Consider the following 24,249-nt stretch of genomic DNA (forward strand, 5'->3'; position numbering starts at 1 on the left):
ATGTACTGCGTTCACCGACGTAAATCAAGGGTGTAAGGAAAGCAGGGGTTGTTTTCCAAGGTTGGAACCGGTCGCGGCTCCCCCGGAGTGTGCCCATGGGGGATGAAGCGCGCATGCCGCCGCCCCTCGGCCTCATTGGCGTTGACCGGCAGGATCTCGTGATGGCGTCCCCCCGGATGGCCAACATGGTAGATGCAGCCCCCCACTGCCCTGCCAGTCCAGGTATCGAAAAGATCGATGGTCAGGGGCGCATGGACGCCGATGGTCGGATGCAGGCATGAGGGTGGTTGCCAGGCCCGGTAGCGAACCCCGCCGATGTAGACACCGGCCGTGGCGGTTGCTTGCAGGGGCACACGGCGGCCGTTGCAGGTGAGGAGGTAGCGCTCGCCGGTCATACCCGAGACCTTGACCTGCACCCGTTCCACCGAGCTGTCGACATACCGTGCCGTACCGCCGCCACCGGGTTCCTCGCCCAGCACATGCCAGGGCTCCAGGGCCTGACGCAGTTCGATCTCCATCCCCTGGCAATTGAGCCGCCCATGGATGGGGAAACGAAACTCGAAATGGGGGTGGAAAAAATCCATGGCGACCGGGAAACCGGCCTCGTTGAGAATCTCCAGGACATCGGCAAAATCGTCCTGCACCGGCTGGGGCAGCATGAAGCGATCATGGAGGCGGGTACCCCAACGAACCAAGGGTTGGCGATACGGTGTCTGCCAGAACCAGGCGACAAAAATCCGTAGGAGCAGTTGCTGGGCCAGGCTCATGCGGGCATGCGGCGGCATCTCAAAGGCGCGGAACTCGAGCAGGCCGAGGCGACCGGCGGCACTGTCCGGCGAGTAGAGCTTGTCGATGCAGAATTCCGCCCGGTGGGTATTACCGCTGACATCCACCAGCAGGTGGCGGAAAAGCCGGTCGACCAGCCACGGCGGGCAGGGACGGTCCGCACTGGTTTGCCGGTCCAGTTCGGCAAAGGCAATTTCCAGTTCGTAGAGGCTATCGTGCCGGGCCTCGTCGATGCGCGGCTGCTGACTGGTGGGGCCGATAAAAAGGCCGGAGAACAGAAACGACAAGGAAGGATGATTGTTCCAGAAGGTGAGGAAACTGCGGAGCAGATCGGGCCGCCGGAGAAAAGGGCTGTCCGCGGGTGTAGCGCCGCCAATGACGATATGGTTGCCGCCGCCGGTACCGGTCTGCCGGCCGTCGACCATGAATTTCTCGGTGGCCAGGCGCGACTTTCGGGCGGTTTCATAGAGCGCGGTGGTGCAATTCACCATCTGTTGCCAGCTACGCATGGGCTGGATGTTAACCTCGATAACGCCGGGGTCCGGGGTGATCTGCAGACATTCCAGACGCGGGTCAAAGGGTGGAGTGTACCCCTCGATCACCACTGGTAATTGAGTCTCCTTGGCGGTCTGCTCGATGGCGGCAACCAGTTCGAGATAGCCTTCCAACTTGACGATGGGAGGCATGAATATATAGAGCCGACCTTCACGGGCTTGCACACAAAGCGCGGTGCGCACCAGCCAGGCTGCCGATTCACCGGCCACGGGTTGCGGATCGGCATAGGGTGCGGGCTGGGTACGAAGTCCCTCCCCTGGCGCTTCCTCCGGTTGCCCCTGCACGAAGTGTTGGCTGCTGTGCACATCCGGCAACGGTCCCCGTTCGACCATGGGATCAAGGGGATATGCAACCGGAAAATCTTCCGGGGAAACCCAAGGCAGCGACTCCAGAGGCAGGCGCAATCCGGCCGGGGAATCGCCGGGCAGCAGAAAAAGGTGCTCGCTTCGCAGAGGCCAGGGGCCGCTTTTCCAGGAGCCGTGCTGCAGGGGCAAAACATAGCCCACCACTGCGCCCAGCCCACGCTCAAAGGCCTGAGCCATGCGCGTCCGGGCCTCAACATCGTCGAGCCGGGGATCGGTGGGGTCGATATTGACCGGCAACCGTTGCTCCTTGTAGAGGTAGTAGAAAATATCCTCAAAACTCTCACGGATGTAGGACTGGCTGACCCCCAGATGACCAGCCAGGGTCTCGATGAACAGCTTGGCCTCGACACTCCCAAAACCGTAATCCTTAGCCAGATCGGCCAACCACTGGTCGTCCGTCCACACCGGCACCCCGTCCCGGCGCCAATAGCAGCCCAGTGCCCAGCGGGGCAGAGATTCACCCGGATACCATTTGCCCTGGCCGCAATGTAGCAGCCCGCCGGGGGCCCATTGCTGGCGAAGCTCCTGGATCAGGCTGGTCGAAAGTTGCAGCTTTTCCGACCCAAGGGCTTCGGTGTTCCACTGGGGATCATCCATGTTATCGATGCCGACAAAGGTGGGCTCGCCTCCCATGGTCAGGCGGACATCGGCGGCTTCCAGTTGCCGGTCGACCCGGTCGCCCAGATCGACGATGGCTTCCCACACCGATTCCGGATAGGGCCGGGTGGAGCGCGGTTCTTCCCGGACCCGCTGCACACTCATCTGGTGATCAAAGGCCACCTCGCACATTTCAAGGACACCGGTGATGGGCGCCGCGCTCTGCGGTTCCGGCGAACAGGCCAGCGGAATATGGCCCTCGCCGGCAAAGAGGCCGGAGGTGGGATCCATGCCCACCCAGCCGGCACCGGGGAGATAGACCTCGGTCCAGGCATGCAGGTCGGTGAAATCCTGTTCCGGCCCGGACGGACCGTCCAGGGACAGGACGTCGGCTTTGAGCTGGATCAGGTAGCCGGAGACAAAACGGGCCGCCAGTCCCAGATGGCGCAGGATATTGACCAGCAGCCAGGCCGAGTCGCGGCAGGAGCCGCTGCCCAATTGCAGCGTCTGCTCGCAACTCTGAACATTGGGTTCCATGCGAATGAGATAACGGATGTGCCGGCTCAACTGCAGGTTCAGGGCAACGAGGAAATCGATGGTTTGCTTGGGACTGCGATCGACCTGCTGCAGAAAGGCGCTCAGCTGTTCCCCGGCCGGTACACGGGCCAGATACGCGCCAAGATCGATTTTCAGCCCTGGTTCATAGACAAAGGGAAAGGTCTCGGCATCGGGTTCAAGAAAAAAATCAAAGGGGTTGATGACGATCATTTCCGCCACCAGATCGACCTCTACCTGAAACTCAGCCGTCTTCTCCGGGAAAACGAGTCGCCCGAGGTAGTTGCTGAAGGCGTCCTGCTGCCAGTTGATGAAATGGTCTTTCGGGGTGATGGTCAGGGAATAGCTCAAAATCGGCGTCCGGCAATGGGGGGCCGGACGCAGACGGACGATCTGCGGCGCCAGGGTAATGGGGCGGTCGTAGCGGTACGAGGTTCGGTGGTTCAGGGCGACATGGATTCCCACGGGCGGTCCTTGGAAGCAGCATGGACATGATCCCCAGAGACATCCGGCAACCATGTCCATTGATTGGTGAGAGTGGTTCGGGTGAAGACGCTGGTTACTGCTCGCTGGTCGCCGTCTCCACCATGGGTTTGATGTTGAAAAAGGTAGCGCCGATGGCTGCGTCCACCTGGTTGAGCCGGGTCTGCAGGTTATCCAGGTATTCGTGCATCCCCTGATTCACCACCTCGTCGATATCAGTATACTCCAGATCGGCCTTGAGACGACCGAGCAATTTTTCCGCCGCATTATTATTCGATCCGTTAGGCGAACCGGAGATGCGGTGCAAACATATCTGGGCCTTGGTGATGCAGTGACGGATGGAGCGCGGGAACTGCTCATCGAAAATGAGGAAACTGGCCACCATGCGCGGCGTGATCAGGTGGTGCTCTTTGCGGTACATTTCAAAGGCGCTGGCGGATTTGAGCACCGCCGTCCACTGGATGTTGTCGATGGGGGTATTGACCAGATCAGCCTCGGGCAGGAGCATGAAGTACTTGACGTCGAGGATCCGCGAGGTCTTGTCGGCGCGCTCCATCATCATACCGATGCGGGCGAAGTTCCAGGCCTCGCCGTGGCTCATGGTCGAGTCCATCAAACCAGTGAACAGGTGGCTGCGCATCTGGATGATCTTGAAGAATTTGTGCGGATCCTGCAGGGCCATGGGTTGAAACCTGGGGTCAGCCATCTCCAGGTAAAAGGTGTTGAGATGTTCCCACATCTCCGAGGAAATGATCTCACGGATGGAGCGGGCATTCTCCCGGGCAGATGCCAGGCAGGAAAGGATGGAATTGGGGTACTGGCGGTCAAAGGTGAGAAAATTGACCACCGCCTCCTGGGTCGGGTCGCTATAATGCTCCTCAAACAGCTCCTGGTCACCGGTGATCATGACCAGCGGTTCCCAGTGCTTACCTCGCTCCGAGGGCATGTCGAGCAGGAGATTGAGATTGACACTGATGAAGCGGGCCACATTCTCCGCCCGTTCGATATATCGGCACATCCAGTAAATAGAATTGGCCACACGGCTGAGCATTGTTTCCTCCTTCTCGTTTCTCTTACAGAACCCAGGTGTCTTTGCTGCCGCCGCCCTGGGAGGAGTTGACCACCAGCGACCCCTTGGTCAAGGCCACTCGGGTCAGCCCGCCGGGCAGGACATAAATATCTTTGCCGAAGAGCACGTAGGGCCGCAGATCGACATGCCGCCCTTCGATCCGGTCGCCGGCAATGGTGGGCACACGGGAGAGCGACAGGGTGGGCTGGGCCATGTAGTTGCGGGGTTCGGCCTTGATCTTTTGGGCAAAGGCGTTACGCTCGCTCTGGCTGGCATGGGGTCCGATCAGCATGCCATACCCGCCGGACTCGTTAGCCGCCTTCACCACCAGTTGATCAAGGTTGTCCAGCACATAGGACCGGTCCGCCGCATCGCTGCAGATATAGGTGGGCACGTTGGGCAGAATCGGTTCTTCGCCGGTATAGTATTTTATAATTTTAGAAACATAGGCGTAGATGACCTTGTCATCGGCAATGCCGGTACCCGGTGCATTGGCCATGGCGATATGGCCCTTCTTGTAAACGCCGATCAACCCCTTGACGCCCAGCAATGAATCGGGGCGGAAAACCTCAGGATCGATGAAATCATCGTCGATACGGCGGTACAATACATCCACCCGCTTCAACCCTTTGGTGGTCAGCATATGCACAAAGCCGTCCGCCACCACCAGGTCCTGCCCCTCGACCAATTCGACGCCCATCTGCTGGGAAAGGAAGGAGTGCTCGAAATAGGCGCTGTTGTAAATGCCGGGGGTGAGCACCCCAATGGTCGGCTTCTTGGCATGATCCGGAGCAAGATACTCCAACATCTCCAATAATTTATTGGGGTAATCGTCCACCGGCCGGACCCGCGAGGCCTCAAAGACCTGGGGGAAAGTCCGTTTGAGGACTTGCCTGTTTTCAAGAACATAGGAAACGCCGGATGGGCAACGGAGATTGTCCTCAAGCACATAGAAGCGGCCGTCGCGGTCACGCACCAGATCTGTGCCGGTGACGTGGCACCAGATGCGTCGCGGCGGAGTGAACCCCTCACACTCCTTGCGGTAGGTACGGCTGCTGAGGACCAGATCTTCGGGCACGACTTTATCCTTGAGGATCTTTTTGTCGTTGTAAATGTCCTGAAGGAACTCGTTGAGGGCAAAGATCCGTTGTTTGAGACCGTTTTCGATCTGTTGCCAATCGCTGGCGGGAACGATGCGGGGAATGACATCAAAGGGAAAGATTTTTTCGGTGCCCTCATCGCGGCCGTAGACGTTGAAGGTGATGCCCATCTTCAACAGCAGGGTCTCGGCCGCTTTCTGACGGAGGGCTAAGTCGCCGGGTGGAAGCGATTCGATTTTGTCGATCAAAATCTGGGCTCCGGGCCGCGGAGTCCCATCAGCATTGATCAGCTCATCAAAAAAATCGCCTGGATCATAGGTGTTAAAAGTTTCCATAGGCGCTGCCCTCCCTAAGGATGCACAGTATAACGAATCGACACCAGAAGCCACGAAAAGCAGGTCATGACGCAACGAACAAGGATCGATTCAATCACTTCTGCCGTTTTCATTGCCCTCCTACCGTTCTCTTCGGTTCCATCGTTAAGGAACCTGAAACACGAGAGGATGACATCCTAACCCTCAGAGATCGGTACGGTTCACAGATTGCCTGCAGTTCTTTACCGAAGGATCAAGCAAATCCGAAGGTTCTCCCCATCAGTGCCACCAGATCATTCGTTTTGGCGGATTGCCGAAAGAGTCAAAATCGTCCCCCGATTCCCGCAATACACTGTCGAGATCCTGGATTGAAAACTCATACCCGTCAGCCTTTGCAAGGGTTACGAATTCTTCCTTTGTTTTTAATTCGTTATACTTGTTTCGTAATTTTTCATCAGCGCCGCCGGCAATCAAAAGTTCTTCCACATTTTTTTTGGACATATTGCCCTCCGTTGATGCATGGTGCCATGCATATGTTTTTTTAATCGATTGTAAGGAGATAGATCTTCAGGAGTCGTTACTGTCCATTCAAAGCAACAAGCAGGCCAACTTGCTGAAGTTAACAAAATAACGAAAAATCGGTATTTTAATTTTTAATTAAAACGCACGACCTTTCTTTTTATGGAAAATGTTGACAAAAATGGCAGTCGACTGTCACAACCTGAACAATTTTGTCGAATATTCTTCACAGGCTGAACCGGTGACGCTCACGTTATTCAGGAATTCAACCGACAGCTTGGGCCAAGCATATCCTGGAACAGTGGGAAAGACCCTCTTGATCAATCCGCCAGTCCGTTGTCACGGGACCCGCTCACTGAGGCCGCATGAAGACAACAGGAAGGATCGTGATGTTTTGAGGAAAAGTTGATTAGTTACGAAACAACCCGAGGAAAATCGGTGAAAATGCCAGTGACCCCGAAGGTGAAAAGCTGCTGCTGACGGGCCGGTTCGTTGACGGTAAAGACATTGACGTGCAAACCTGCAGAACGCAGGGTGTTGACGAGGGTTGCATCGGTGATGCCATTTTCCGGGTGATAGGCACAGACACCGAGGCAATGCAGGTAATGGAGTAAATCGGGAGGATGCCCGCCTTCCTGCAGGGCGGCCAGGGCAATCTCCGGGGCAAGTAGACGGCAGGTACGGAGGAATTGATGATGAAAGGAGGAAACGAGAACCAGGCCGGTGGCTCCGGCCTCCCGGATCTCGTTAACTACCACGGGTACGATCGGATGGTCCTTTCTGTGCCGGCCGCTGTCCTTGATTTCAACGTTGAGCGGCAGACGGTTCGCTGTTGCCCAGACCAACACCTCCCGCAGGGTTAACACCCGTTGCGGCATGCAGGCACGAAGCTCGGCAGGTTCCACTATTCCGCGGCGGATAGTGCCAAAGGGATCGGCTGCCAAAAACCAGGTTCCGATGTCCAAGCGGCGGAGTGCTGCGAGCGGCCAGTCGCGGAGCGCAAGACTGGCCTGACCAAAATTAGCTGCCACAGCAGCGGCATCGCTGGTGCGGGTCAGAGTGTCGTCATGAAAGACCACAGCCACCCCATCAGCGCAGGGCTGCACATCAAGCTCGATCATTTGGCAGCGGCCCAGGCTCTGTTCAAAGGCGCACAGGGTGTTTTCCGGGTAGCAGGCCCGGTAACCCCGATGGGCGATGATCAGGGGTTGACCTCCAAATCGGTTAAAAAACGAACAGGATTCGCCGCCGGTCACGGCTTCGCCTTCCCCGTTGCATGAGAATGATCCTCGCAAGCAGTCTGATGGGCAAGAATCCAGCCCACCGCTGCCTCCAGGCCCTCAGCCACATAATCGGGCTGCACCGCTTGGCCAGGCCCGATATAACAGGCATCTCCCCGGCCGTACCCGGTCAGCACCAAAATGGTCGTCGCGCCGACCGCCGCCCCGCAGCGCAGGTCCGACCAGCGGTCACCAACCACATAGGAGTGCTGCAGATCAAGCCCCAATTCGGACGCTGCCTGTTCGAGCAGGCCGGTTTTCGGTTTGCGGCAGTTGCAGACCAGCCGGAACCGTTCTTCCTTGGCCTCGGGATGATGGGGGCAGATGTAGAGACCGTCGATGCGGGCTCCTTCCAAGGCCAGCAGGCGATGCATCTCGTCATGCACCGCCGTCAACAGGGATTCGGGAAAATAGCCGCGCGCCAGGCCGGATTGATTGGTGACCACCACCACCGGCAGGCCGGATTTGTTGAGGCTGCGAATTGCCCGCCCCACACCCGGCAGCAGATGAAAGCGAGTCAGGTGGTTAATGTAACCCATCTGCTCATTGATGGTACCGTCGCGGTCGAGAAAGACCGCCGGTTTCAGGGCCCGCCCCTCTTGCAGCCCAATCTGCCGTTCAATCATCAGGACTCCTCGAGGATGCGGATGACCGCTGTGCAGACCTCATCGCTCTCGATCAGTTTCATGCAGCGGAAATGTTTTTCCGGGCAATGGGTTTTCTTGCAGGGGCTGCAGGGCAGAGGTTTGCGGATAACCACGGCGTTATCGGAGAAGGGGCCGGTGGCGATGTGGTCGGTGGAGCCGAAGATCGCCACCAGAGGCGTGCGCAGGGCAGCGGCTACATGCATCAGGCCGGAATCGTTAGTGACAAAGACGTCGCACTCGCCGATCAGAGCCATGGCCTCGATCAGACTGGTGGCGCCGGTGAGATCGATCATCCGGGATGCATCGGGCCCGGCAAGGGCCTTGATCTCGGCAGCGGTCTCCCGGTCGGCGGCACTGCCGAAAAGCAGGATGCGGGCTTTGGTCCGGCGGAGGAGCATCCCGGCCAGCTCAGCGAATTTTTTCGCCGGCCAGCGTTTGGCCGGACCAAAGGCCGCACCGGGATTGAATCCGACCACAGGCACACTCCCGGGCCGCACTCCAGTCAGTTCCTTGACCTTTTGTTTGGCCGCATCAATCTGATCGCCGGGGATGAACAGTTCCAACGCATTGACAGCGGGTTTCAACCCAAGACCGAGCAAAATCCGTTGGTAGTAATTCACCTCATGTTTTTTATTTAATTCGTTGATCTTCTCCACACCATGGGTCAAGAGAAGTCCGCGACCGTCAGTGGTATAACCGCCTCGCACCGGGATACCGGCAACCAGGGTGATCAAGGCCGCCTCAAAGGCATTTTGCAGCAAAATGGCGCAGTCAAACTGTTCCTGCCGCAGTTCGCCCGCCAGCTGCAGCATCCCTTGCAACCCCTTGTGCCGCCCTTTTTTATCATAGATCAACAGCCGATCCACCCGGGGACTGTAACGAAACACATCGCTGACCCAGGGATGCACCAGCATGGTGATCTCACTCTCTGGAAAATTCTCGCGGATGGTGCGAACTGCCGGAGTCGTCATCACCGCATCGCCGATCCAGTTGGTGGATCGAACGAGGATCTTTTTCGGGTTGTGCGGCCAGGGCTTCACGGCATCTTCCTTCCAGTCTCGACCGCTGCCAGCAAACCGGCCAGACGCTCGACGGCAAAAGCAATGGTCGCATCCTGGGACAAGGCGATCTCGTAGTTGACGATAGCCTCCTCCCGCTCGCCCAATCTCTCCAAGTTCAGGGCCAGGTTGGCGTAGTCAATGGCCGAGGCCGGATTCAGGGCAACCGCCCGCCGGAAATGATCAACCGCCTCGGCGTACCTACCGGTCTTGTAGCAGCAGACACCCAGCGTGTTGTAGATATCCGGCCGCTCCTCATCATAATGCAACCCCTGCTTGAGAGCGACGATCGCCTCATCATAGCGTTCAAGATCGCGCAGGCAGGAACCTTTATAGGAGAAGAGGTAGGGCAGATCTTCCCGGTGCGGCTGCAACCGGAGCGCCTGCTCGAAACATTCAAGGGCTTCGATGGTCGCCCCTTGATCAAAAAGATTGCGCCCCCGATAAAAATGGAGCGAGTAGGCCTCAGGAAGCAATGCCTGCATTGCCGAGAGTTTAGCGTCAAGCTGTTCGCCTTCCAGCAAGCCCGCCGCCAATTTAGCGGCGAACAGGGGCGCGTTACCGCCCATGGCCCGCTCCCGGAAATGGGCACCGGGAATGATGGTGTAGGTCGCTGGAATCCGCAACTCCGGATGGATGGTGTCCACCACCAGCACCTCCATACCGATACGCTCGAGAGCAGCCACACAATTGCTGATCTCTTGTAAAATGTCCTCATCTTGGAGATCGGCCATTGCATCTAGGCCGATCACCCGGCCGCTATCGACGACGTGGCTAACCTCTGCCAGGCTCAGCGGTTTGGGCAGGCCGCTGGCCACATAGTTGGAGCCGCTATTGAAATCGCCGGCCAACTGGGCCACCTCGGTCAGGGCGCGAATCAAGGCTTTATTGGCGTCGGGCGTGGTGCCGGCGGTATAGACGATCTCACTTGACTCGGGGAAGGTGGCCGGGTCCCAGGCCAGAGCGCCGATGGTGGGAATGCCGGTATCGAGCGAGAAATCGTTGAGAAAAATCTTGATGCCATTCTTGTTGAACTTGGCCAGCAACTCCACGGCCACAGGATCGGTGATTGACTCATGGGCAATCGTGGGTGTGGGGATGTGATCTCGGGTGATGAGGGCGCAGACATGGCGCTCGATCACCTCGCTGATCCCCTGGAGCACCGCCTCTTCATAGGTATTGCCCGCCGAGGGACCGTTGAACTCGTTGATCGCGTAAAACCAGGAAAAGGGCACGAGCAGCGGTGTGTTATCGGAAAGCCGCAGGGCCCAGGTCCATTGCAGGGGCAGGCCAGCTAACAACTCGCGCAGCCGCCCGGGGGAGCATTCGGCGTCGTGCACCGACTGCAGCAGGGCCTCGATCGGCAGTACCGGATACCCCAGGGTTTCCATGGCAGCATAATCGCCGGTGAGAAAATTGTCGGCATCGCGCAGAAAACTGAAAAAGCTGAACCGCTCGCCCAACTCCATGCAGGCACTGGCCTGCGATTGCGCAGGCGTTGACCCCTTGCCCATCTGTTTTTTGTTGCCGATGATCCGCCTGGCGTCTTCACCGCAGACGCTGAAATAGACGGGAATATCGAGGCGGCCGTTGTCGATGCGGCGAATCTCCCTAAGCACATCGAGGTTGGTGGTGCGCAGGCGCTCCTGGAACCGGGCCACGGTTTCCTCGGGTGTACAGGCTTTGTCCTGGTCGTAGGTGTACTGTTTCCTGCACGACTGCAGGTTGATGATTTTTTTGTTCATGAACTCTTGGGTGGTTAGTGAGGTGTATATTGGGACGGAACGGAATTCCATCAGTGTGCAATGGGTTTGTTGGAATTTCTGTTTTCTCTTTGTTTTCGCTCTTGAATACTCTTTAGAAGCAGCATGGCTGCCTCTTCATAAGGCTTACCTGATTTTACGCTGTTACAGAGAAGGCAAGCAGTTCGAAGGTTTTCTTTGTTATTTTTGCCATCCTTGCACCTGGGTACAAAGTGGTCCAAGGTCACATTTGACTCATCAACCATTTCTCCACAGTATTGACAAACCCACTTATCCCTTTCATAAATTAACTTCCTCTTATCCAAATCTGTGAAGTAGTCATCTTCCTCTGCCGACTGGCTTGAAGAGACAAGTTTTTCAACTACCAACGGCACGTTTTGAGGCAATACCACATGGTAAAGAGTTCCATCACGATTTGTATCGCCAGTATGAATGCATCCTTTCCTCTCAAGTGACTTCAACTGCCTTAAAATATGCGCGCGGCTTGGAATAGCCATTTTTGGACCGCGGCCATATTTCTGCGCGATTGTTCTCTGACCTATACGAACATCACCACTATCGTTTTCAAGGTGCGAATGCCTTAGTAGAAAAATGTACATCGATGTTTCATGCGGTGTGAGCTCAGGCATGAGGAGATCGACAAATTGAATTAGCGTTTCCTTCGAATTCATTATCTCTGCTCCCAACAAAGTCTTGATCTGGAGCAATGTTCCGCTATCCGGGCCATCCTTTGCTGCCAGGCGTCCCCACGCGGAGTAAGGATAAACCGCCGTGCCTCAAGCTGTTCCTGCTCGATATGAATATCCAATCGGCTATCGGGCGTCAACGAACCGAGCCGGTCCGGCCATTCGACTACACACACTCCCTGTTGCTCGAAATACTCGAGCAAACCAGCCGCCTCGACATCGTCTTCATCGCTCAGCCGGTACAGATCCATGTGAAAGACCGGCAGGCGCCCAATATACTCGTGCAAAAGGGCAAACGACGGGCTGGCCACATACTGCTCCACGCCGACACCCAGGGCATGAGCAAGTAGTTGGGTCAGGGTGGTTTTGCCCGCCCCCAGTTCCCCTTGGAGCAGAAGAGTGTCGCCGGGCTCAAGCACTGCGGCAAGGGCATCGGCCAGAGGCGGCAAATCCTCCGGAGTGCGGCAAGTCACGACGAGTGCGCCGTCCTCCCTCTGCACAGCAGTCAGCCGATTTGTTTGTGCTGTCATCCGTTGCCTCGTTGGTTGCACCCTCTCTTCCTCGCTACCCCATCAATAACACAGGATGTGTAAATTATGAAGCCGGAAGTGCAGGGGGAATGGAGCTACAAGGCGGGGTCGGTGGAGCGTTGGAAGGCCTGCGGCTATTTGTGATATTTATGCCCGGCCTTGATGGTGCAGGCCCGGTATAACTGTTCCAGAAGAATCAGCCGGGTCATCTCGTGGGTGAAGGTCAGCCGGGAAAGGGAGAGCGCCAGTTCAGCGCGATCCAGCACCGAACGGTGCAGGCCGAGATGACCGCCGATCAGAAAACAGACGGTTCCGATCCCCTGACGTTCCCATTGGGTCAACAAGCCTGCCAATTCCTCAGAATCAGAAGACTTCCCCCCAGGATCAAGGGCAACACGGAAACCGGCAGAGGCGGCCTGCTCCAGCAGCAATGCGGCCTCTGCGGCCTTGACCACCTCATCTGCGTCCTTGCGGCCGTGCCGCTCCCTGAGTACAGGCAAATCCACCTCAGCAAACCGGCCCAGCCGACCAGCATAATCGCGGATACCGGCATCGAGGTAGGATTCCTTGGTTTTACCGACAAAGGGGATGAGAAATTTCATCCAGAAAATTTTCCGGTATTGCCCCGGTCGAGCAGTGCTTGAAAAATACGGCAAAACTGCTCGTGCCCCAACTCTCTCTTTAACCCTGGGCAGGACTCAGTGATGGTCTGAAAGTTATTTTCGTCGGCGAGCATACTCGGATGCAGCGGCCATTGCCGACACCGCCAAGGCCGCCCCTCATGAACTGTGCACCCCGTTTCCGCATCATAAAAGATACAGTGGCCATCACGGGTCTGCATCTGCACCACTGAACCGGTAACCCGCCAGAATCGTTCTTGAGTTTGCTCGCGACTCAACCCCAGAGCTTTAATCATCCGTTCCTGATCCCGTTCGTCGAGGGAAACGGTGGTTTCCCCGTGGCAGCAAAAACCGCAACGGGCGCACTCAAAAATGTCGGAGACCTGGCAGGATTGTGTCGTATTATCGTTCATGGCAAAAAAAAACGCCGGTCCACAGGGGCCGGAGTTGTCAAAGAAAAAGAAAGGCAACAACCATAGGTTATTAAGCGTAGCCGATGATATCACCGAATATCGAAATATCAACACCGAATTTTTGCGCTGCTTTTTTCCATTTCTGTTCATCCGGAGTATGGAAAAGAACCTCAAGGTCGGCCGGAACGGTCAGCCAACTGTTATCTACCAGTTCGCCCTCCAGCTGGCCGGCACCCCATCCGGCGTAGCCCAGCATGAAAAGAAAAGACTTTGGGCCTTGACCCAGGGAGATATCTTCGAGCAACCGGGAATCGCGGCTTAAATAAACGCCGGGTTTAACTTCAAGGGAATATCGATCAGGTGCTTCGGTGGAGTGGAGGATGAAACCGGCGTCGAGCTCAACCGGACCGCCCATATACACCGGCGGCAACGGCCCTTCCGGAATGGCCAGGTTGGAACCATGAAGGACATCGAGCAAGGTGATTTCGGGGTTGGGATTGTTGATAACCAGCCCCATGGCCCCCTCTTCATTGTGCGCACACAGGTATATGACCTGCTCCTGAAATCGTGGATCAGGCATCTGCGGCGTTGAAATGAGAAAATGTCCTGTCAAGCTCTCCATGGCCAATCTTGTTATATCCTCCGTTCTATGCATCCTATCATCTGTATTCGCCAGCGGTCAAGATGGTTTCCCTGGTGAACACACACTGATCAAGGTTGCCGCTTTGTCCCCTCTGGGGTAGACTTTAATCGCATCCCCGGGAACAATCAACCGCTATCAAGGAAAATCAGGGAAACGTATGAGCGAGCAATCACCGGTGCACACCAAATCGACCAAACTCAAAAAAGCGCTGACCTGGATGTCGGAAACCCTGCGGAATCAGCCGGAAAAGAAGCGGCAAGTGGTCCTGCAGGAGGCAGAGTTGCGCTTTGATCTCACCCCAATGGAGTGCGATTTTCTCGACAAGCATTTCAGCACCACCTGAGCCGCGAGACCATCCGAAACATCGCGCTTTCAATTCCCCAAACCCGCTTCATCGCAGGTTTACAGTGGATGGTAGACCGGAAGCTGAAGAATGACGGTCGTGCCCTTGCCAATCTCGCTTTCCAACTCGATGGAGCCACCGTGATCAGCGATAATCTTCTGTGAGATCGCCAGGCCGATGCCCGTCCCCCCCGGCTTAGTGGTGAAATAAGGGTAAAAAACCTGGGGGAGCAGTTCGGCAGCAATGCCGTCGCCGGTGTCGCTGATTCGCACTTCCACCCCTTGGTGATCATCCCTGTTACCGAGAGTGACCAACAGTTTTCCACCCTGCTCCATGGCCTGCATGGCGTTGAGCAGAATATTCATTATCACCTGCATTAACCGATCGACATCGCCCAGGACCGGCAACAGATCTTTTTGCGCCTCCAGCACTGTATCAATACGATTTTCCGCAGCTTCTGCCTTGATCAACTCCAGGCCGCGTCCCAGCAACTCGACAAGATCGACCCGGCCCAAGTGCAGGGTGGCGGGCCGAGTGAAGCTGAGCATTTCGGTGATGGTCCGGTTCATCCGCTCGGTTTCCTGAATCAGCAGCTCTGCTGTATCTTGTTCCTTACTGCCCGCCGGAAATTTGTTTTTCAACAGCAAGGCCAACCCTTTGATCGAACTCAAGGGGTTACGAACCTCATGGGCGACACCGCCCGCCATCCGGCCCACTGCCGCCAGCCGTTCGTTTTCCCGCATTCGCTGTTCAAGCGATTTGATTTCGGTGACATCTGAAATCAGCAAGACCTTGCCCATATACTGCTGCTCACTGTCGGTGATAGTCAGGGGATGGCACAACAATTCGCACCGGCGGGAGCCGAAGGTGAGGCGCACTCCTCTTTCAGTTGCCGCCACGGTCTTCCCGAGACTGGTTTGGTCTTCGAATTGAAAAAAACCGGCCAGTTGTCCGGGCAACACGTCGCCCGGTCTTTTGCCGGTTGCCGCATTTTTTTCGATACCGGTCAGTTGAGTGATGGCTCGATTCCAGGTAGTGATCCTGCCCGTTGTATCGGTAGCAATAACACCGACCGGCAACTTGGCAATCAGGAGGGAGGTATAGGCTTGGATATCATCCAGGGTTTTTTGGGAGATGCGATACCCCTGAACCGCTGACAGGGAAAACCAGCCACCGAGACCGACCAGCAGCATGGCCAGGGAAAGCATAAAAATCTGCATCCGCAGCCGGCCCAGGGTCCGGTCAAATTCTTTCATATCCAGAGCGACGATGACAAAATACTGTTCGCCCTTGGGAGTACCCTCAGGATAAAAATGGGGCATCGGACGCCGCTCATCCGGTTCATGGAAAAACGGCCCTTTCTGCCCCTCTCGCATTGGCCGCATGGGCATTGGTGCAATGGTGGGAAAGGCCGCTGAAAAATGCCGAACCGTCTCGAAGACGCGACCAAAATCCTTGGTCACCTGAATGCTGTATGCAATCTGAGACTGATCCTCGGCCTCGCTTTTTTGGTCAGAGCTTGCCGGCAAAGGTTCGACCGAGCCGATCCTGGCATTGTTGCTATGGGCAATCACCTTGCCGGTGGCGTCGACCAACGAAATAAAACTGAGCTCCGGATCTTCGCCAAGATGATCAATCACCCGTTGGACATGGATATTCCAGGCTTCGTTATTCCGGTAATCCTTGCGCAGGTCGTTGAGATAGGAGGCCCGTGAGCCGGAGTGGAGCACCCGCATCAGGGTGGCGGCTTTCTGCAGCATGGCATTGGTCATCAACCGCTCTTCCAGCCTGAGATTGTGGAAGGCGAAAGTGACCACAATCATGATCAGCAGTCCCGCAGCAGCAGCCAGCAGCCAGGGGGAGGAAAACATATAGGCAGGTTGATTGAATCCTTTGAGGAATCGTGGCTTCATACCGGTTTTGTCTGCAAGGATCAAACCAAGGGGAGACAAACCAGATGAGCGCTGACTATCGCGGGAATCACCCGGCGGCAATTCATCTTGCGGATTGTCGCCTGGATACTTTTTACTCATTTGCGTCCCCTCGCTTGGGTAGGAAAGGAACAGTTCCTTTATTCTTTCCCCAATGAAAAACCAGATCCCTGTTCAAAAAAATAATTTTCACTACCAATACAAATAGTTAACAGCAAAATGAATTTCTGGCACGGTTATCGCTATGACACAGACAACAACAAGCTCACATTTAACCCCGTGTATCTTAGGAGCATGAAGCCATGAAAATGACAAACCCCAAGAAGAAAATCATGTTGGCGGCTATCCTTACCAGCGGTTTAACCCTGGCTATCAGCCAAGCTGCCTTGGCAGAATCGAACCAACCGGTGCAAGCGGCTCCCCAAAATAAGCCTGGTAGTTCCCCTTGCCAGTATCAGATGAACACGGAAATGCAGAAAGTACATGACAAATTTCTCAACGACACCGTGGCCATTAGAAAAGAGATGGCGGAAAAAAATGCGGCGCTGCGGGCTCTGCTCAACGCTGGAACCCCGGATACGGTTAAGGCCTCACAACTGGCCGGCGAACTCTTTGAACTGCGCGAAAAACTTCGCGCCAAGGCTAAAGAAACCGGCCTGCCCATGCCCATGCTGATGATGGGCCAAGGCGGCACCGACGGCATGCCCTGCGACAACATGCGTGGCGACGGCATGCGTGGCAAGCATCATAACATGATGATGTAAGAGATTTTCCAATACTACCTACCCCCACCCCCAAGCCCTCCTGCGCCCCGGCGGTTCCTCCCTCCTTTCCGTCGGGGCGTTTTCCTTGCCCCCATTGATCGCTACCCGGCGATCACATCATATTTTCCGGATCAACATCAAAATTCATAGTAACGGCACGCGGGCATAACCTGCTTTTCTCGGCCAGAAGCGTCTCGCATATTTCGTGCAGCACTGCCGGATAACGGCTCTTGAGTAAAAGCTGCCAGCGGGTGCGGTCTTTGATTTTAACCAGAGGCGCAGGCGACGGCCCCAGGATATCCACCTGATTTGTCCATTGCCGACGCCGGAGAAAATCGGCCACCAAACCAGCAGCCTGTTCCACCCGCTCTTCCTTCAATCCGCTGAAACGGATATTGACCAGGCGGGAAAAGGGTGGATAGCGCAAGGGCTGGCGCACGGCAATTTCTCGGTCGAAAAATGCTGTATAATCATGATGCTGGGCCAAGTGAACGCTGTAGTGATGCGGCTGATACGTCTGGATAATAACCCGGCCGGGATCATCTCCCCGCCCCGCCCGTCCGGTTACCTGGGCGAGTAGGGAAAAGGTGCGTTCTGCAGCCTTGTAATCGGGCATGCCCAGCCCGGAATCGGCCCAAACCACGCCCACCAAAGTAATATGGGGAAAATGCAACCCCTTGGCGATCATCTGGGTACCGATCAGAATATCGACTTGCCGCGACCGCACCGCCTTGAGGACGGCAAGATAGTGTTTGCGATTGGTGGTGGTGTCACTGTCGAGACGCGCCACCCTGGCCTCTGGAAAGAGCTGTTGCACCTCCTCCTCGATCCGTTCCGAACCGATTCCGAGCCCGGCCATCCGAGCCGAGCCGCAGGACGGGCACAGCGTATCGGGATGCTGACTGTACCCGCAGTAGTGGCAGAGCAATATCCGCTGGTGGCGGTGTAAGGTGAGGGAAACCTGACAATGCTTGCACTGGAGGACGGCGCCGCAATCCCGGCAAAGCATGAACGAGGAAAAACCGCGACGGTTGACGAACAGCAAGCTCTGTTTGCCCTGCTCCAGGGTTTCGCCCAAAGCATTGATCAATTGGTCGGAAAAGACCAGATCGGCCCGGGAGCGTTTGACGGTCGCCAAATCGACAATCTCGACTGTCGGCAGGGGCTGTTCCGCCACCCGCTTGCGCATGGTCAGCAGCGTGTATTTTCCCTGGATGCAGTGCTGGTAACTGATCACCGAAGGCGTGGCCGAACCGAGCAGGACCGGACATCCGGCCATCTGCGCTCGCAGCACCGCCAGGTCGCGGCCATTGTAGCGCAAGCCGTCTTCCTGCTTGTAGGCTGGTTCGTGTTCCTCGTCGACAATGACGATGCCAAGATGCTCCAGCGGTGCAAAGACCGCCGACCGCGCCCCCAGCACCACCTTGGCGGTGGAAGAAAGAACGGTCTGCCACTGGTCGAACCGTTCGCCATCACTCAGGCCGCTGTGCAGGACCGCTAACTGCGACCCAAATCGGGAATAAAAATGGGCCTCCAACTGGGAGGCCAGGGCGATTTCCGGCACCAGCACCAAGGCGGTTTTGCCGGCATTGATGGCATGTTGCACAGCCTGGAGATAGACCTCGGTCTTGCCGCAACCGGTCACCCCGAAGAGGAGAAAGGGGGCAAAGTTTGCGGTTGAAATTGCCGGAATCAGGGTGGCCAGCACCTGATGCTGCTCGGTGGTGAGTTGCTCAGGAACGGGATGGAAGGCCGGTGGCTCACCGAAAGGATCCCGGTAGACCCGTTCATTGGCCGTGGCGAGAATCCCCAACTCGAGCAAACGGTTCAATCGGGGTCCCGCGCCGGGATAGCGCTGGCTGAGCAGGGTTCGCGGCACCGGCTGGCCATTGCCCTGATGAAAAAGCTCAAGAAAAAGCGTCAACGCCTTGAGTTCGGATTTCTTCAGGGAACCATTATTTTTTTCCTGAACACTGGCCAGGATCGCGGGTACATCCCTCTGGCCTTTCGCCCAGACCAGGGGCTGCAAGCATACGCCAGGAGCCAACGTTTCCCGCATCTTGGCCTTGACCTGACGACTGCTCCTTGAAGTGGGCGCCAAGGGCAGGGCTGTGCGCAACACCTCGCCGAGAGGGTGGTGGTAGTAGCGGCCGATCCAGCGATAAAAGGGGATGAGACTTTCCGGGAAAAACGGCGCCTCAGTGAGCACCTCGGCGATAGGCTTAATGACAAAAGACGGCGCACCTTCAGCCTGTGGTGGGGCCGGTCCCAGGATATACCCAATGGCCCGGCGGTTCCCCAGGGGCACACGAACGCAACAACCCGCCGGAATTTCTTCAAGTCTCCCGGCGGGTTGGCTATAGGTCAAGGTGGCGGCAAGTGGCGCGTCAACGGCAACTTCGTACAAAACATCCACCTGCGCTCCAGATTAAAAAGACGTACTATTGACCCATTTCGGCGCAAACTTTACGTAAATACTCGCGGAAAGGTTTACCCAGTGCGTTGTGGCTCATGGCAAAATCAACAATCGCCTTCAGATAGCCGAGCTTATCGCCGGCATCGTACCGCTTGCCGTTGAACTCATAGGCATACATGCCCCGGTTGTTGGACAGGGCGAGCAAGGCGTCGGTCAACTGGATCTCGCCGCCGTGGCCAGGAGTGGTTTTCTCCAGATACTCGAAAATATCAGGCATCAGCAGATAGCGGCCGATGATCGCCATGTCGGAATTACAGGTGCCGGGCGCCGGTTTTTCCACCATGCGATCAACCTTATAGGTGCGCTCATGATCGGTCGGTGTTCCCTCAACAATACCATACTGATGGGTCTGGTCCATGGGCACATGCTGGATGGCAACAATCGATTCGCCCACCTCTTCATAGAGTTGAATCATCTGCTTGCAGCAGGGCACCTTGCTCATCACCAGGTCATCGCCGAGCAAAACCATAAACGGTTCGTCGCCGACCACATTCCGCGCCATCCAGATGGCATGCCCCAACCCCAACGGCTCCTTCTGGCGGACCGAAATGATATCGATAAGATTGGAGATATTGTTGAGTTCCTCCCGCATCTGGATCTTGTTCCGGTCGCGCAGCACGGTATCCAGTTGGAAGTCGTAATCAAAGTGATTCTCGATGGCCGATTTGCCGGCGCTGGTAATCAGGATGATCTCCTCGATGCCGGAGGCCACCGCCTCTTCCACGATATATTGGATGGTGGGGCGATCGACAATGGTGAGCATTTCCTTGGGAATCGCCTTGGTTGCCGGTAAAAATCGCGTCCCCAGTCCCGCCACCGGGATGACGGCCTTTCTGATAGCTTTCATTCTGCCCTCGCTGTGCGATGATATTTCAGATGTGATGGCCTAAAAATTCAGGTATAGAGGCCTGAACAAGCGACAAGTGTTTTGATTGTACCCCGAACGGACCGCCATCCTCAAGAAAAATTCCATAATTTCATGCATCTTTCTTATCCACCCGAACTACCGGTCAGTGAACGGCGGGAATCCATCGTCACCGCCATCCGCGAGCACCAGGTCTTGATCATCGTTGGTGACACCGGCAGCGGCAAGACCACCCAACTGCCGAAGATGTGCCTTGAGGCGGGACGGGGAACTGCGGGCATGATCGGCTGTACTCAGCCGCGGCGGATCGCCGCTCTCTCGGTGGCCGACCGGGTGGCCGAGGAACTGAAGGCTCCAGAAAAGGTCGGCTACAAAATCCGCTTCCACGACCAGACCTCCAAGGATACCCTGATCAAGTTCATGACCGACGGCGTCCTCTTGGCTGAGACCCGTCAGGACCAGCAACTGAGACACTACGACACCCTCATTGTCGACGAGGCCCACGAACGCAGCCTCAATATCGACTTCTTGCTTGGCTACCTGAAGAATCTGCTGCCTGCCCGGCCGGATCTCAATCTGATTATCTCCTCCGCCACCATCGACGCCGAGAAATTCAGCACCCATTTCGACGGTGCCCCGGTGATTTCGGTTTCCGGCCGCACCTACCCGATCACCACCTTGTACCGTGAGGCGGTTGATGAGGATGAAGCCGAGATTTCCTATGTTGACCAGGCCATTGCCGCCATCGAGGACCTGGCCACCCTCCCCCAGGGCGGCGACATCCTCGTGTTCATGCCAAGCGAGCGCGACATCAGCGACACCCTGGACGGGTTACAGCGTTTCGCCGACAGCCACCTCTTGCTGCCGCTCTTCGGCCGTCTGCCGGCCGCCGATCAACGCAAAATCTTCCGGCCCTCGCACCGCCGCAAGATCATTGTGGCCACCAATGTCGCCGAAACCTCGCTCACCGTGCCTGGCATCCGTTTTGTGGTCGATACCGGACTGGCCCGGATTGCCCGGTACAACCCGCGCACCGGCACCACCAGTCTCAAAGTGAGCCGCATTTCCCAAGCCTCTTGTGAGCAGCGCCGGGGCCGTTGCGGCCGGACCGGACCCGGCACCTGCATCCGCCTGTACAGCGAGGAGGATTTTCTCTCCCGCGAAGCCTTTACCCTGCCGGAAATCCAGCGTTCTAACCTGGCCGAGGTCATCTTGCAGATGATCAACCTCAAACTGGGCGATCCTGCCCGGTTCCCCTTCATCGATGCCCCGCCGTCCACCGCCATCCGCGAAGGCTACCGCATCCTCAAGGAACTGGGGGCCATTGTCGGCGACCACCACCTCACCGCCAACGGCCGCTTGATGGCCCGGTTGCCGCTTGATCCGCGCATTTCCCGCATCATCATCGAAAGCATGGCGCTGGGTTCGAGCCGCGAGATCACCATCCTCGCCGCCGCCCTTTCCATCCAGGATCCGCGAGTGCGGCCGCCGGATAAAGAATACAAGGCCGACGAGGTTCACCGCCAGTTTGTCGACAAAAAATCAGATTTTCTGACCCTGCTCAACATCTGGAATGCTTTTTTTGTTCCCGGCGAGGAGGCTCCGTCAAAATCGCGACTTTCCCGCTTCTGCAAGGCCCATTTTCTCTCCTGGCAGCGGATGCGTGAATGGATGGATGTGCACGAGCAGATCAGCCGCCTGCTTCGGGAGCACAAGGGCACTGGCGGAGGGGATGCGCCCGCCGGCTTTGAGGCCATCCACATAGCCCTGACCAGCGGTTTTTTGCGCAACATCTGCCTGAAAAAAGAAAAAAACACCTACCTTTCCGCCGGCAACAAAGAGGTGGTCCTCTTTCCCGGCTCCGGTCTCTACAACAAGGGACCACAGTGGGCGGTGGCCGCCGAATTTGTCGAGACCACCCAGATGTTCGCCCGCACTGTCGCCACCATCGAGGTTGACTGGCTGGAACGGTTGGGCGGTGATCTCTGCAAGCGTTCCTGGTCCGGCCCACACTGGGAAAAGAAGAGCGGCAAGGTTCTGGCCCTGGAGCGGGTCAGCCTCTTTGGCCTGACCATCGTCGCCGGCCGCAAGGTCGAATACGGGCGGATTAACGAAAAAACCCTGGCAGAGGCCCGCGATATTTTTATCCGCTCGGCCCTAATCGAAAACCAACTGGGCGGCCAGTATCCTTTCCTTGAATACAACACCGCCCTGGTGGCAAGATTTCAGGAGATGGAGGAACGCTTCCGCCGCCGCAATATCGTGGTCGACGAGGAGGTGCTCTACAAATTTTACGACGCCCGTCTGGGCCAGGTTTATGATCGCTTCACCCTCAACCGGCAGCTGCGGCGCAAGAAAAATGACACCTTTCTTCGCATGACCGAGGAGGATATCTGCCTCGCCGTTCCAGATGCCGAGGAGCTGTACCGTTTTCCCGCTACCCTCCGCGCGGGTGAGTTCGAGCTGGAACTCACCTACCTCTTTGCTCCCGGCGACGAGGCCGATGGGGTCACTGTCCGCATTCCCCGCAATCTGCTTGCCTATCTCAATCCGCAAACCTTTGAATGGTTGGTTCCCGGCCTGCTGCCGGACAAACTGCTTCTGCTCTGCAAACGGCTACCCAAGCCCTTGCGCCGCCGGATGGTCCCCTTGCCCGATGCAGTCGACCGTATTATGGACAGCCTCGTCCTCTCCAAGGGCTCCCTCTATCAGGAACTGGAACGCGCCATCCTCCGCGTCTACCAGGTAACGGTGCAGCGCGGCGACTGGCAAGTTGACACCCTCCCGCCCCACCTGCGGATGCGTTTTCTCCTGGTGGGCGAACAGGGAGCAGCCCTTGCCGCCAGCCGCTCCTTTACCGAACTCCTCGAATACGAACAAACCGTCGGCAGCCGGAAGGTTATGGGGGGCCCAATGGCCCTGCCGCCGATTCGGGAAATCACCGCCGACGACTTGGACGCCATTGAAAAGAGACTGCCTTTGACCGATCCCAGCGGCCGAGTGATCGGGCTGTTTTTTCCGGCCTTCAAAGTCGATGAACCGCAGAACACTCTACAGTTGCACTACATTGACGACGAAGCCCAGAGCCGGCGACAGAACAGGCTCGGCCTCCATTTTCTCTACGGTCAGCACTTTGCCAAGGAGATGACCGCCATCCGCAAACTGTGCAAGGCCTCGCTCACCAGCCACTCCGCCTCCTGGCTCATCCTGGGGGCCAAGGCATCGGCCGCCGAATTGCGAGCCAGCCTCCAAGCCTTTCTCCTGGACGAAGTTTTTGCCACCACCGAGGGCGCACTCCCTTCCCTGGCCCAATTCCGGGAAACGGCCATCCGGGCAGGAGAACAGGGTGTGCTGCGCACCGCCACATCGCTACTCGAGAAAATCATCGAAACCTTGCGGCAACGAAGGATGGTGAAAAACAAGATAACGGAATGGGCCGCCCGGGCAAAGGCGAATAAAAATTACCAGGAATCGCGTCACCGCGAATATCTCAAGGCCCTTGAGCAAATCCTGCCGGAGAACTTTCTCCATTCTCTGCATGCCGGGCAACTGGGGCACAAACCCCGCTTTCTCCAGGCGCTTGCCCTGCGGATCGAACGGGCCGAACACTCGCCGCTCAAGGATGAAAAAAAGGCGGAACGCCTGCGCACCTCGGTGGCCCGCTTGCAGCAGATGACCCATTTCAACACCCCCACCCAGCCCTGCCTGATCTGCCAGCAAGAATACCTTGAACTGCTAGAGGAATTCCGGGTTTCGATCTTTGCCCCGGAGCTGGGTACGGCTCAACCGGTCTCAGAACAACGGTTACTGCAGAAATGGCAGGAGGTCGAAGGCATCTGCCGCCGGGTTGAGTAAAACGGTGGCAAAGAGGAACAATCTGCTTCCCG

Annotated in this window: 19 protein-coding genes; 3 read left to right on the plus strand and 16 right to left on the minus strand. The window is 56.9% G+C overall.

Going from position 1 to position 24,249, the window contains the following annotated elements:
- Positions 1-11: 11 nt before the first annotated feature.
- The 13 genes from ACHZCX_RS19445 to ACHZCX_RS19505 form a co-directional block, all read right to left on the minus strand.
- Positions 12-3,323, minus strand: coding sequence for a transglutaminase family protein (locus ACHZCX_RS19445; protein ID WP_319588867.1), 3,312 nt, complete (start codon positions 3,321-3,323; stop codon positions 12-14).
- Between the two features lie 94 nt (positions 3,324-3,417).
- On the minus strand, positions 3,418-4,392 hold the full coding sequence (locus tag ACHZCX_RS19450; RefSeq protein WP_319588868.1) for an alpha-E domain-containing protein: 975 nt from the start codon (positions 4,390-4,392) through the stop codon (positions 3,418-3,420).
- A 22-nt stretch (positions 4,393-4,414) separates the two neighbouring features.
- On the minus strand, positions 4,415-5,845 hold the full coding sequence (locus tag ACHZCX_RS19455) for a circularly permuted type 2 ATP-grasp protein (protein WP_319588869.1): 1,431 nt from the start codon (positions 5,843-5,845) through the stop codon (positions 4,415-4,417).
- A gap of 258 nt (positions 5,846-6,103) precedes the next feature.
- On the minus strand, positions 6,104-6,325 hold the full coding sequence (locus ACHZCX_RS19460) for a Nif11-like leader peptide family natural product precursor (protein WP_319588870.1): 222 nt from the start codon (positions 6,323-6,325) through the stop codon (positions 6,104-6,106).
- Positions 6,326-6,756: 431 nt separating this feature from the next.
- Positions 6,757-7,599 carry a glycerophosphodiester phosphodiesterase family protein gene (locus tag ACHZCX_RS19465; protein WP_319588871.1) on the minus strand — a complete coding sequence of 281 codons (843 nt, stop codon included), beginning with the start codon at positions 7,597-7,599 and terminating at the stop codon, positions 6,757-6,759.
- Positions 7,596-8,249, minus strand: a complete 654-nt coding sequence (gene gmhB, locus ACHZCX_RS19470) for a D-glycero-beta-D-manno-heptose 1,7-bisphosphate 7-phosphatase (protein WP_319588872.1) — start codon at positions 8,247-8,249, stop codon at positions 7,596-7,598. The genes ACHZCX_RS19465 and gmhB overlap by 4 nt, the downstream gene beginning before the upstream one ends.
- Positions 8,249-9,310 carry a lipopolysaccharide heptosyltransferase II gene (gene waaF, locus ACHZCX_RS19475; protein WP_319588873.1) on the minus strand — a complete coding sequence of 354 codons (1,062 nt, stop codon included), beginning with the start codon at positions 9,308-9,310 and terminating at the stop codon, positions 8,249-8,251. Before waaF ends, gmhB begins: the two co-directional genes overlap by 1 nt.
- Positions 9,307-11,073 carry a YcaO-like family protein gene (locus tag ACHZCX_RS19480; protein ID WP_319588874.1) on the minus strand — a complete coding sequence of 589 codons (1,767 nt, stop codon included), beginning with the start codon at positions 11,071-11,073 and terminating at the stop codon, positions 9,307-9,309. Before ACHZCX_RS19480 ends, waaF begins: the two co-directional genes overlap by 4 nt.
- A gap of 50 nt (positions 11,074-11,123) precedes the next feature.
- Positions 11,124-11,762: an HNH endonuclease signature motif containing protein gene (locus tag ACHZCX_RS19485; protein ID WP_319588875.1), complete on the minus strand. Its 639-nt coding sequence runs from the start codon at positions 11,760-11,762 to the stop codon at positions 11,124-11,126.
- Positions 11,762-12,307: a tRNA (adenosine(37)-N6)-threonylcarbamoyltransferase complex ATPase subunit type 1 TsaE gene (tsaE, locus tag ACHZCX_RS19490; protein ID WP_319588876.1), complete on the minus strand. Its 546-nt coding sequence runs from the start codon at positions 12,305-12,307 to the stop codon at positions 11,762-11,764. The genes ACHZCX_RS19485 and tsaE overlap by 1 nt, the downstream gene beginning before the upstream one ends.
- Positions 12,308-12,441: 134 nt before the next feature.
- Entirely contained in the window at positions 12,442-12,909 is a 468-nt protein-coding gene (locus ACHZCX_RS19495) for a 23S rRNA (pseudouridine(1915)-N(3))-methyltransferase RlmH (protein ID WP_319588877.1), read from the minus strand.
- Complete coding sequence (locus ACHZCX_RS19500; protein WP_319588878.1) at positions 12,906-13,340, minus strand: YkgJ family cysteine cluster protein; 435 nt, start codon at positions 13,338-13,340, stop codon at positions 12,906-12,908. Before ACHZCX_RS19500 ends, ACHZCX_RS19495 begins: the two co-directional genes overlap by 4 nt.
- Positions 13,341-13,410: 70 nt before the next feature.
- The gene (locus ACHZCX_RS19505) at positions 13,411-13,962 is read right to left on the minus strand and encodes a YqgE/AlgH family protein (RefSeq protein WP_319588879.1); all 552 of its coding nucleotides are present in this window, start codon (positions 13,960-13,962) and stop codon (positions 13,411-13,413) included.
- A 178-nt stretch (positions 13,963-14,140) separates the two neighbouring features.
- Between ACHZCX_RS19505 and ACHZCX_RS19510 the strand changes: the two genes are divergently transcribed.
- The gene (locus ACHZCX_RS19510) at positions 14,141-14,326 is read left to right on the plus strand and encodes a hypothetical protein (RefSeq protein WP_319588880.1); all 186 of its coding nucleotides are present in this window, start codon (positions 14,141-14,143) and stop codon (positions 14,324-14,326) included.
- Between the two features lie 59 nt (positions 14,327-14,385).
- On the opposite strand, the gene ACHZCX_RS19515 is transcribed toward ACHZCX_RS19510, so the two are convergent.
- Positions 14,386-16,359, minus strand: a complete 1,974-nt coding sequence (locus ACHZCX_RS19515; RefSeq protein ID WP_319588881.1) for an ATP-binding protein — start codon at positions 16,357-16,359, stop codon at positions 14,386-14,388.
- A gap of 200 nt (positions 16,360-16,559) precedes the next feature.
- Here ACHZCX_RS19515 and ACHZCX_RS19520 point away from each other — a divergent pair, with 200 nt between their 5' ends.
- Positions 16,560-17,021, plus strand: a complete 462-nt coding sequence (locus tag ACHZCX_RS19520; RefSeq protein ID WP_319588882.1) for a periplasmic heavy metal sensor — start codon at positions 16,560-16,562, stop codon at positions 17,019-17,021.
- Between the two features lie 112 nt (positions 17,022-17,133).
- Here ACHZCX_RS19520 and priA read toward each other — a convergent pair whose 3' ends face one another.
- Entirely contained in the window at positions 17,134-19,437 is a 2,304-nt protein-coding gene (gene priA, locus ACHZCX_RS19525; RefSeq protein WP_319588883.1) for a primosomal protein N', read from the minus strand.
- A gap of 25 nt (positions 19,438-19,462) precedes the next feature.
- The gene (gene galU / locus ACHZCX_RS19530) at positions 19,463-20,344 is read right to left on the minus strand and encodes a UTP--glucose-1-phosphate uridylyltransferase GalU (RefSeq protein ID WP_319588884.1); all 882 of its coding nucleotides are present in this window, start codon (positions 20,342-20,344) and stop codon (positions 19,463-19,465) included.
- Positions 20,345-20,476: 132 nt separating this feature from the next.
- Here galU and hrpA point away from each other — a divergent pair, with 132 nt between their 5' ends.
- A complete protein-coding gene (gene hrpA / locus ACHZCX_RS19535) occupies positions 20,477-24,217 on the plus strand; it encodes an ATP-dependent RNA helicase HrpA (RefSeq protein ID WP_319588885.1) in 3,741 nt (1,246 codons plus the stop codon).
- The last annotated feature ends 32 nt before the right edge of the window (positions 24,218-24,249 follow it).

Origin of the sequence: uncultured Desulfobulbus sp. (assembly GCF_963662935.2) — a bacterium.
GTDB lineage: Bacteria > Desulfobacterota > Desulfobulbia > Desulfobulbales > Desulfobulbaceae > Desulfobulbus.

What these genes read in the sequence shown, in the direction of transcription:
- ACHZCX_RS19450 (WP_319588868.1), bottom strand. Translation starts at nt 4,392, where the DNA reads ATGCTCAGCCGTGTGGCCAATTCTATTTACTGGATGTGCCGATATATC.
- ACHZCX_RS19455 (WP_319588869.1), bottom strand. Translation starts at nt 5,845, where the DNA reads ATGGAAACTTTTAACACCTATGATCCAGGCGATTTTTTTGATGAGCTG.
- ACHZCX_RS19460 (WP_319588870.1), bottom strand. Translation starts at nt 6,325, where the DNA reads ATGTCCAAAAAAAATGTGGAAGAACTTTTGATTGCCGGCGGCGCTGAT.
- gmhB (WP_319588872.1), bottom strand. Translation starts at nt 8,249, where the DNA reads ATGATTGAACGGCAGATTGGGCTGCAAGAGGGGCGGGCCCTGAAACCG.
- ACHZCX_RS19480 (WP_319588874.1), bottom strand. Translation starts at nt 11,073, where the DNA reads ATGAACAAAAAAATCATCAACCTGCAGTCGTGCAGGAAACAGTACACC.
- ACHZCX_RS19485 (WP_319588875.1), bottom strand. Translation starts at nt 11,762, where the DNA reads ATGAATTCGAAGGAAACGCTAATTCAATTTGTCGATCTCCTCATGCCT.
- tsaE (WP_319588876.1), bottom strand. Translation starts at nt 12,307, where the DNA reads ATGACAGCACAAACAAATCGGCTGACTGCTGTGCAGAGGGAGGACGGC.
- ACHZCX_RS19495 (WP_319588877.1), bottom strand. Translation starts at nt 12,909, where the DNA reads ATGAAATTTCTCATCCCCTTTGTCGGTAAAACCAAGGAATCCTACCTC.
- ACHZCX_RS19500 (WP_319588878.1), bottom strand. Translation starts at nt 13,340, where the DNA reads ATGAACGATAATACGACACAATCCTGCCAGGTCTCCGACATTTTTGAG.
- ACHZCX_RS19505 (WP_319588879.1), bottom strand. Translation starts at nt 13,962, where the DNA reads ATGGAGAGCTTGACAGGACATTTTCTCATTTCAACGCCGCAGATGCCT.
- ACHZCX_RS19510 (WP_319588880.1), top strand. Translation starts at nt 14,141, where the DNA reads ATGAGCGAGCAATCACCGGTGCACACCAAATCGACCAAACTCAAAAAA.
- ACHZCX_RS19515 (WP_319588881.1), bottom strand. Translation starts at nt 16,359, where the DNA reads ATGAGTAAAAAGTATCCAGGCGACAATCCGCAAGATGAATTGCCGCCG.
- ACHZCX_RS19520 (WP_319588882.1), top strand. Translation starts at nt 16,560, where the DNA reads ATGAAAATGACAAACCCCAAGAAGAAAATCATGTTGGCGGCTATCCTT.
- galU (WP_319588884.1), bottom strand. Translation starts at nt 20,344, where the DNA reads ATGAAAGCTATCAGAAAGGCCGTCATCCCGGTGGCGGGACTGGGGACG.
- hrpA (WP_319588885.1), top strand. Translation starts at nt 20,477, where the DNA reads ATGCATCTTTCTTATCCACCCGAACTACCGGTCAGTGAACGGCGGGAA.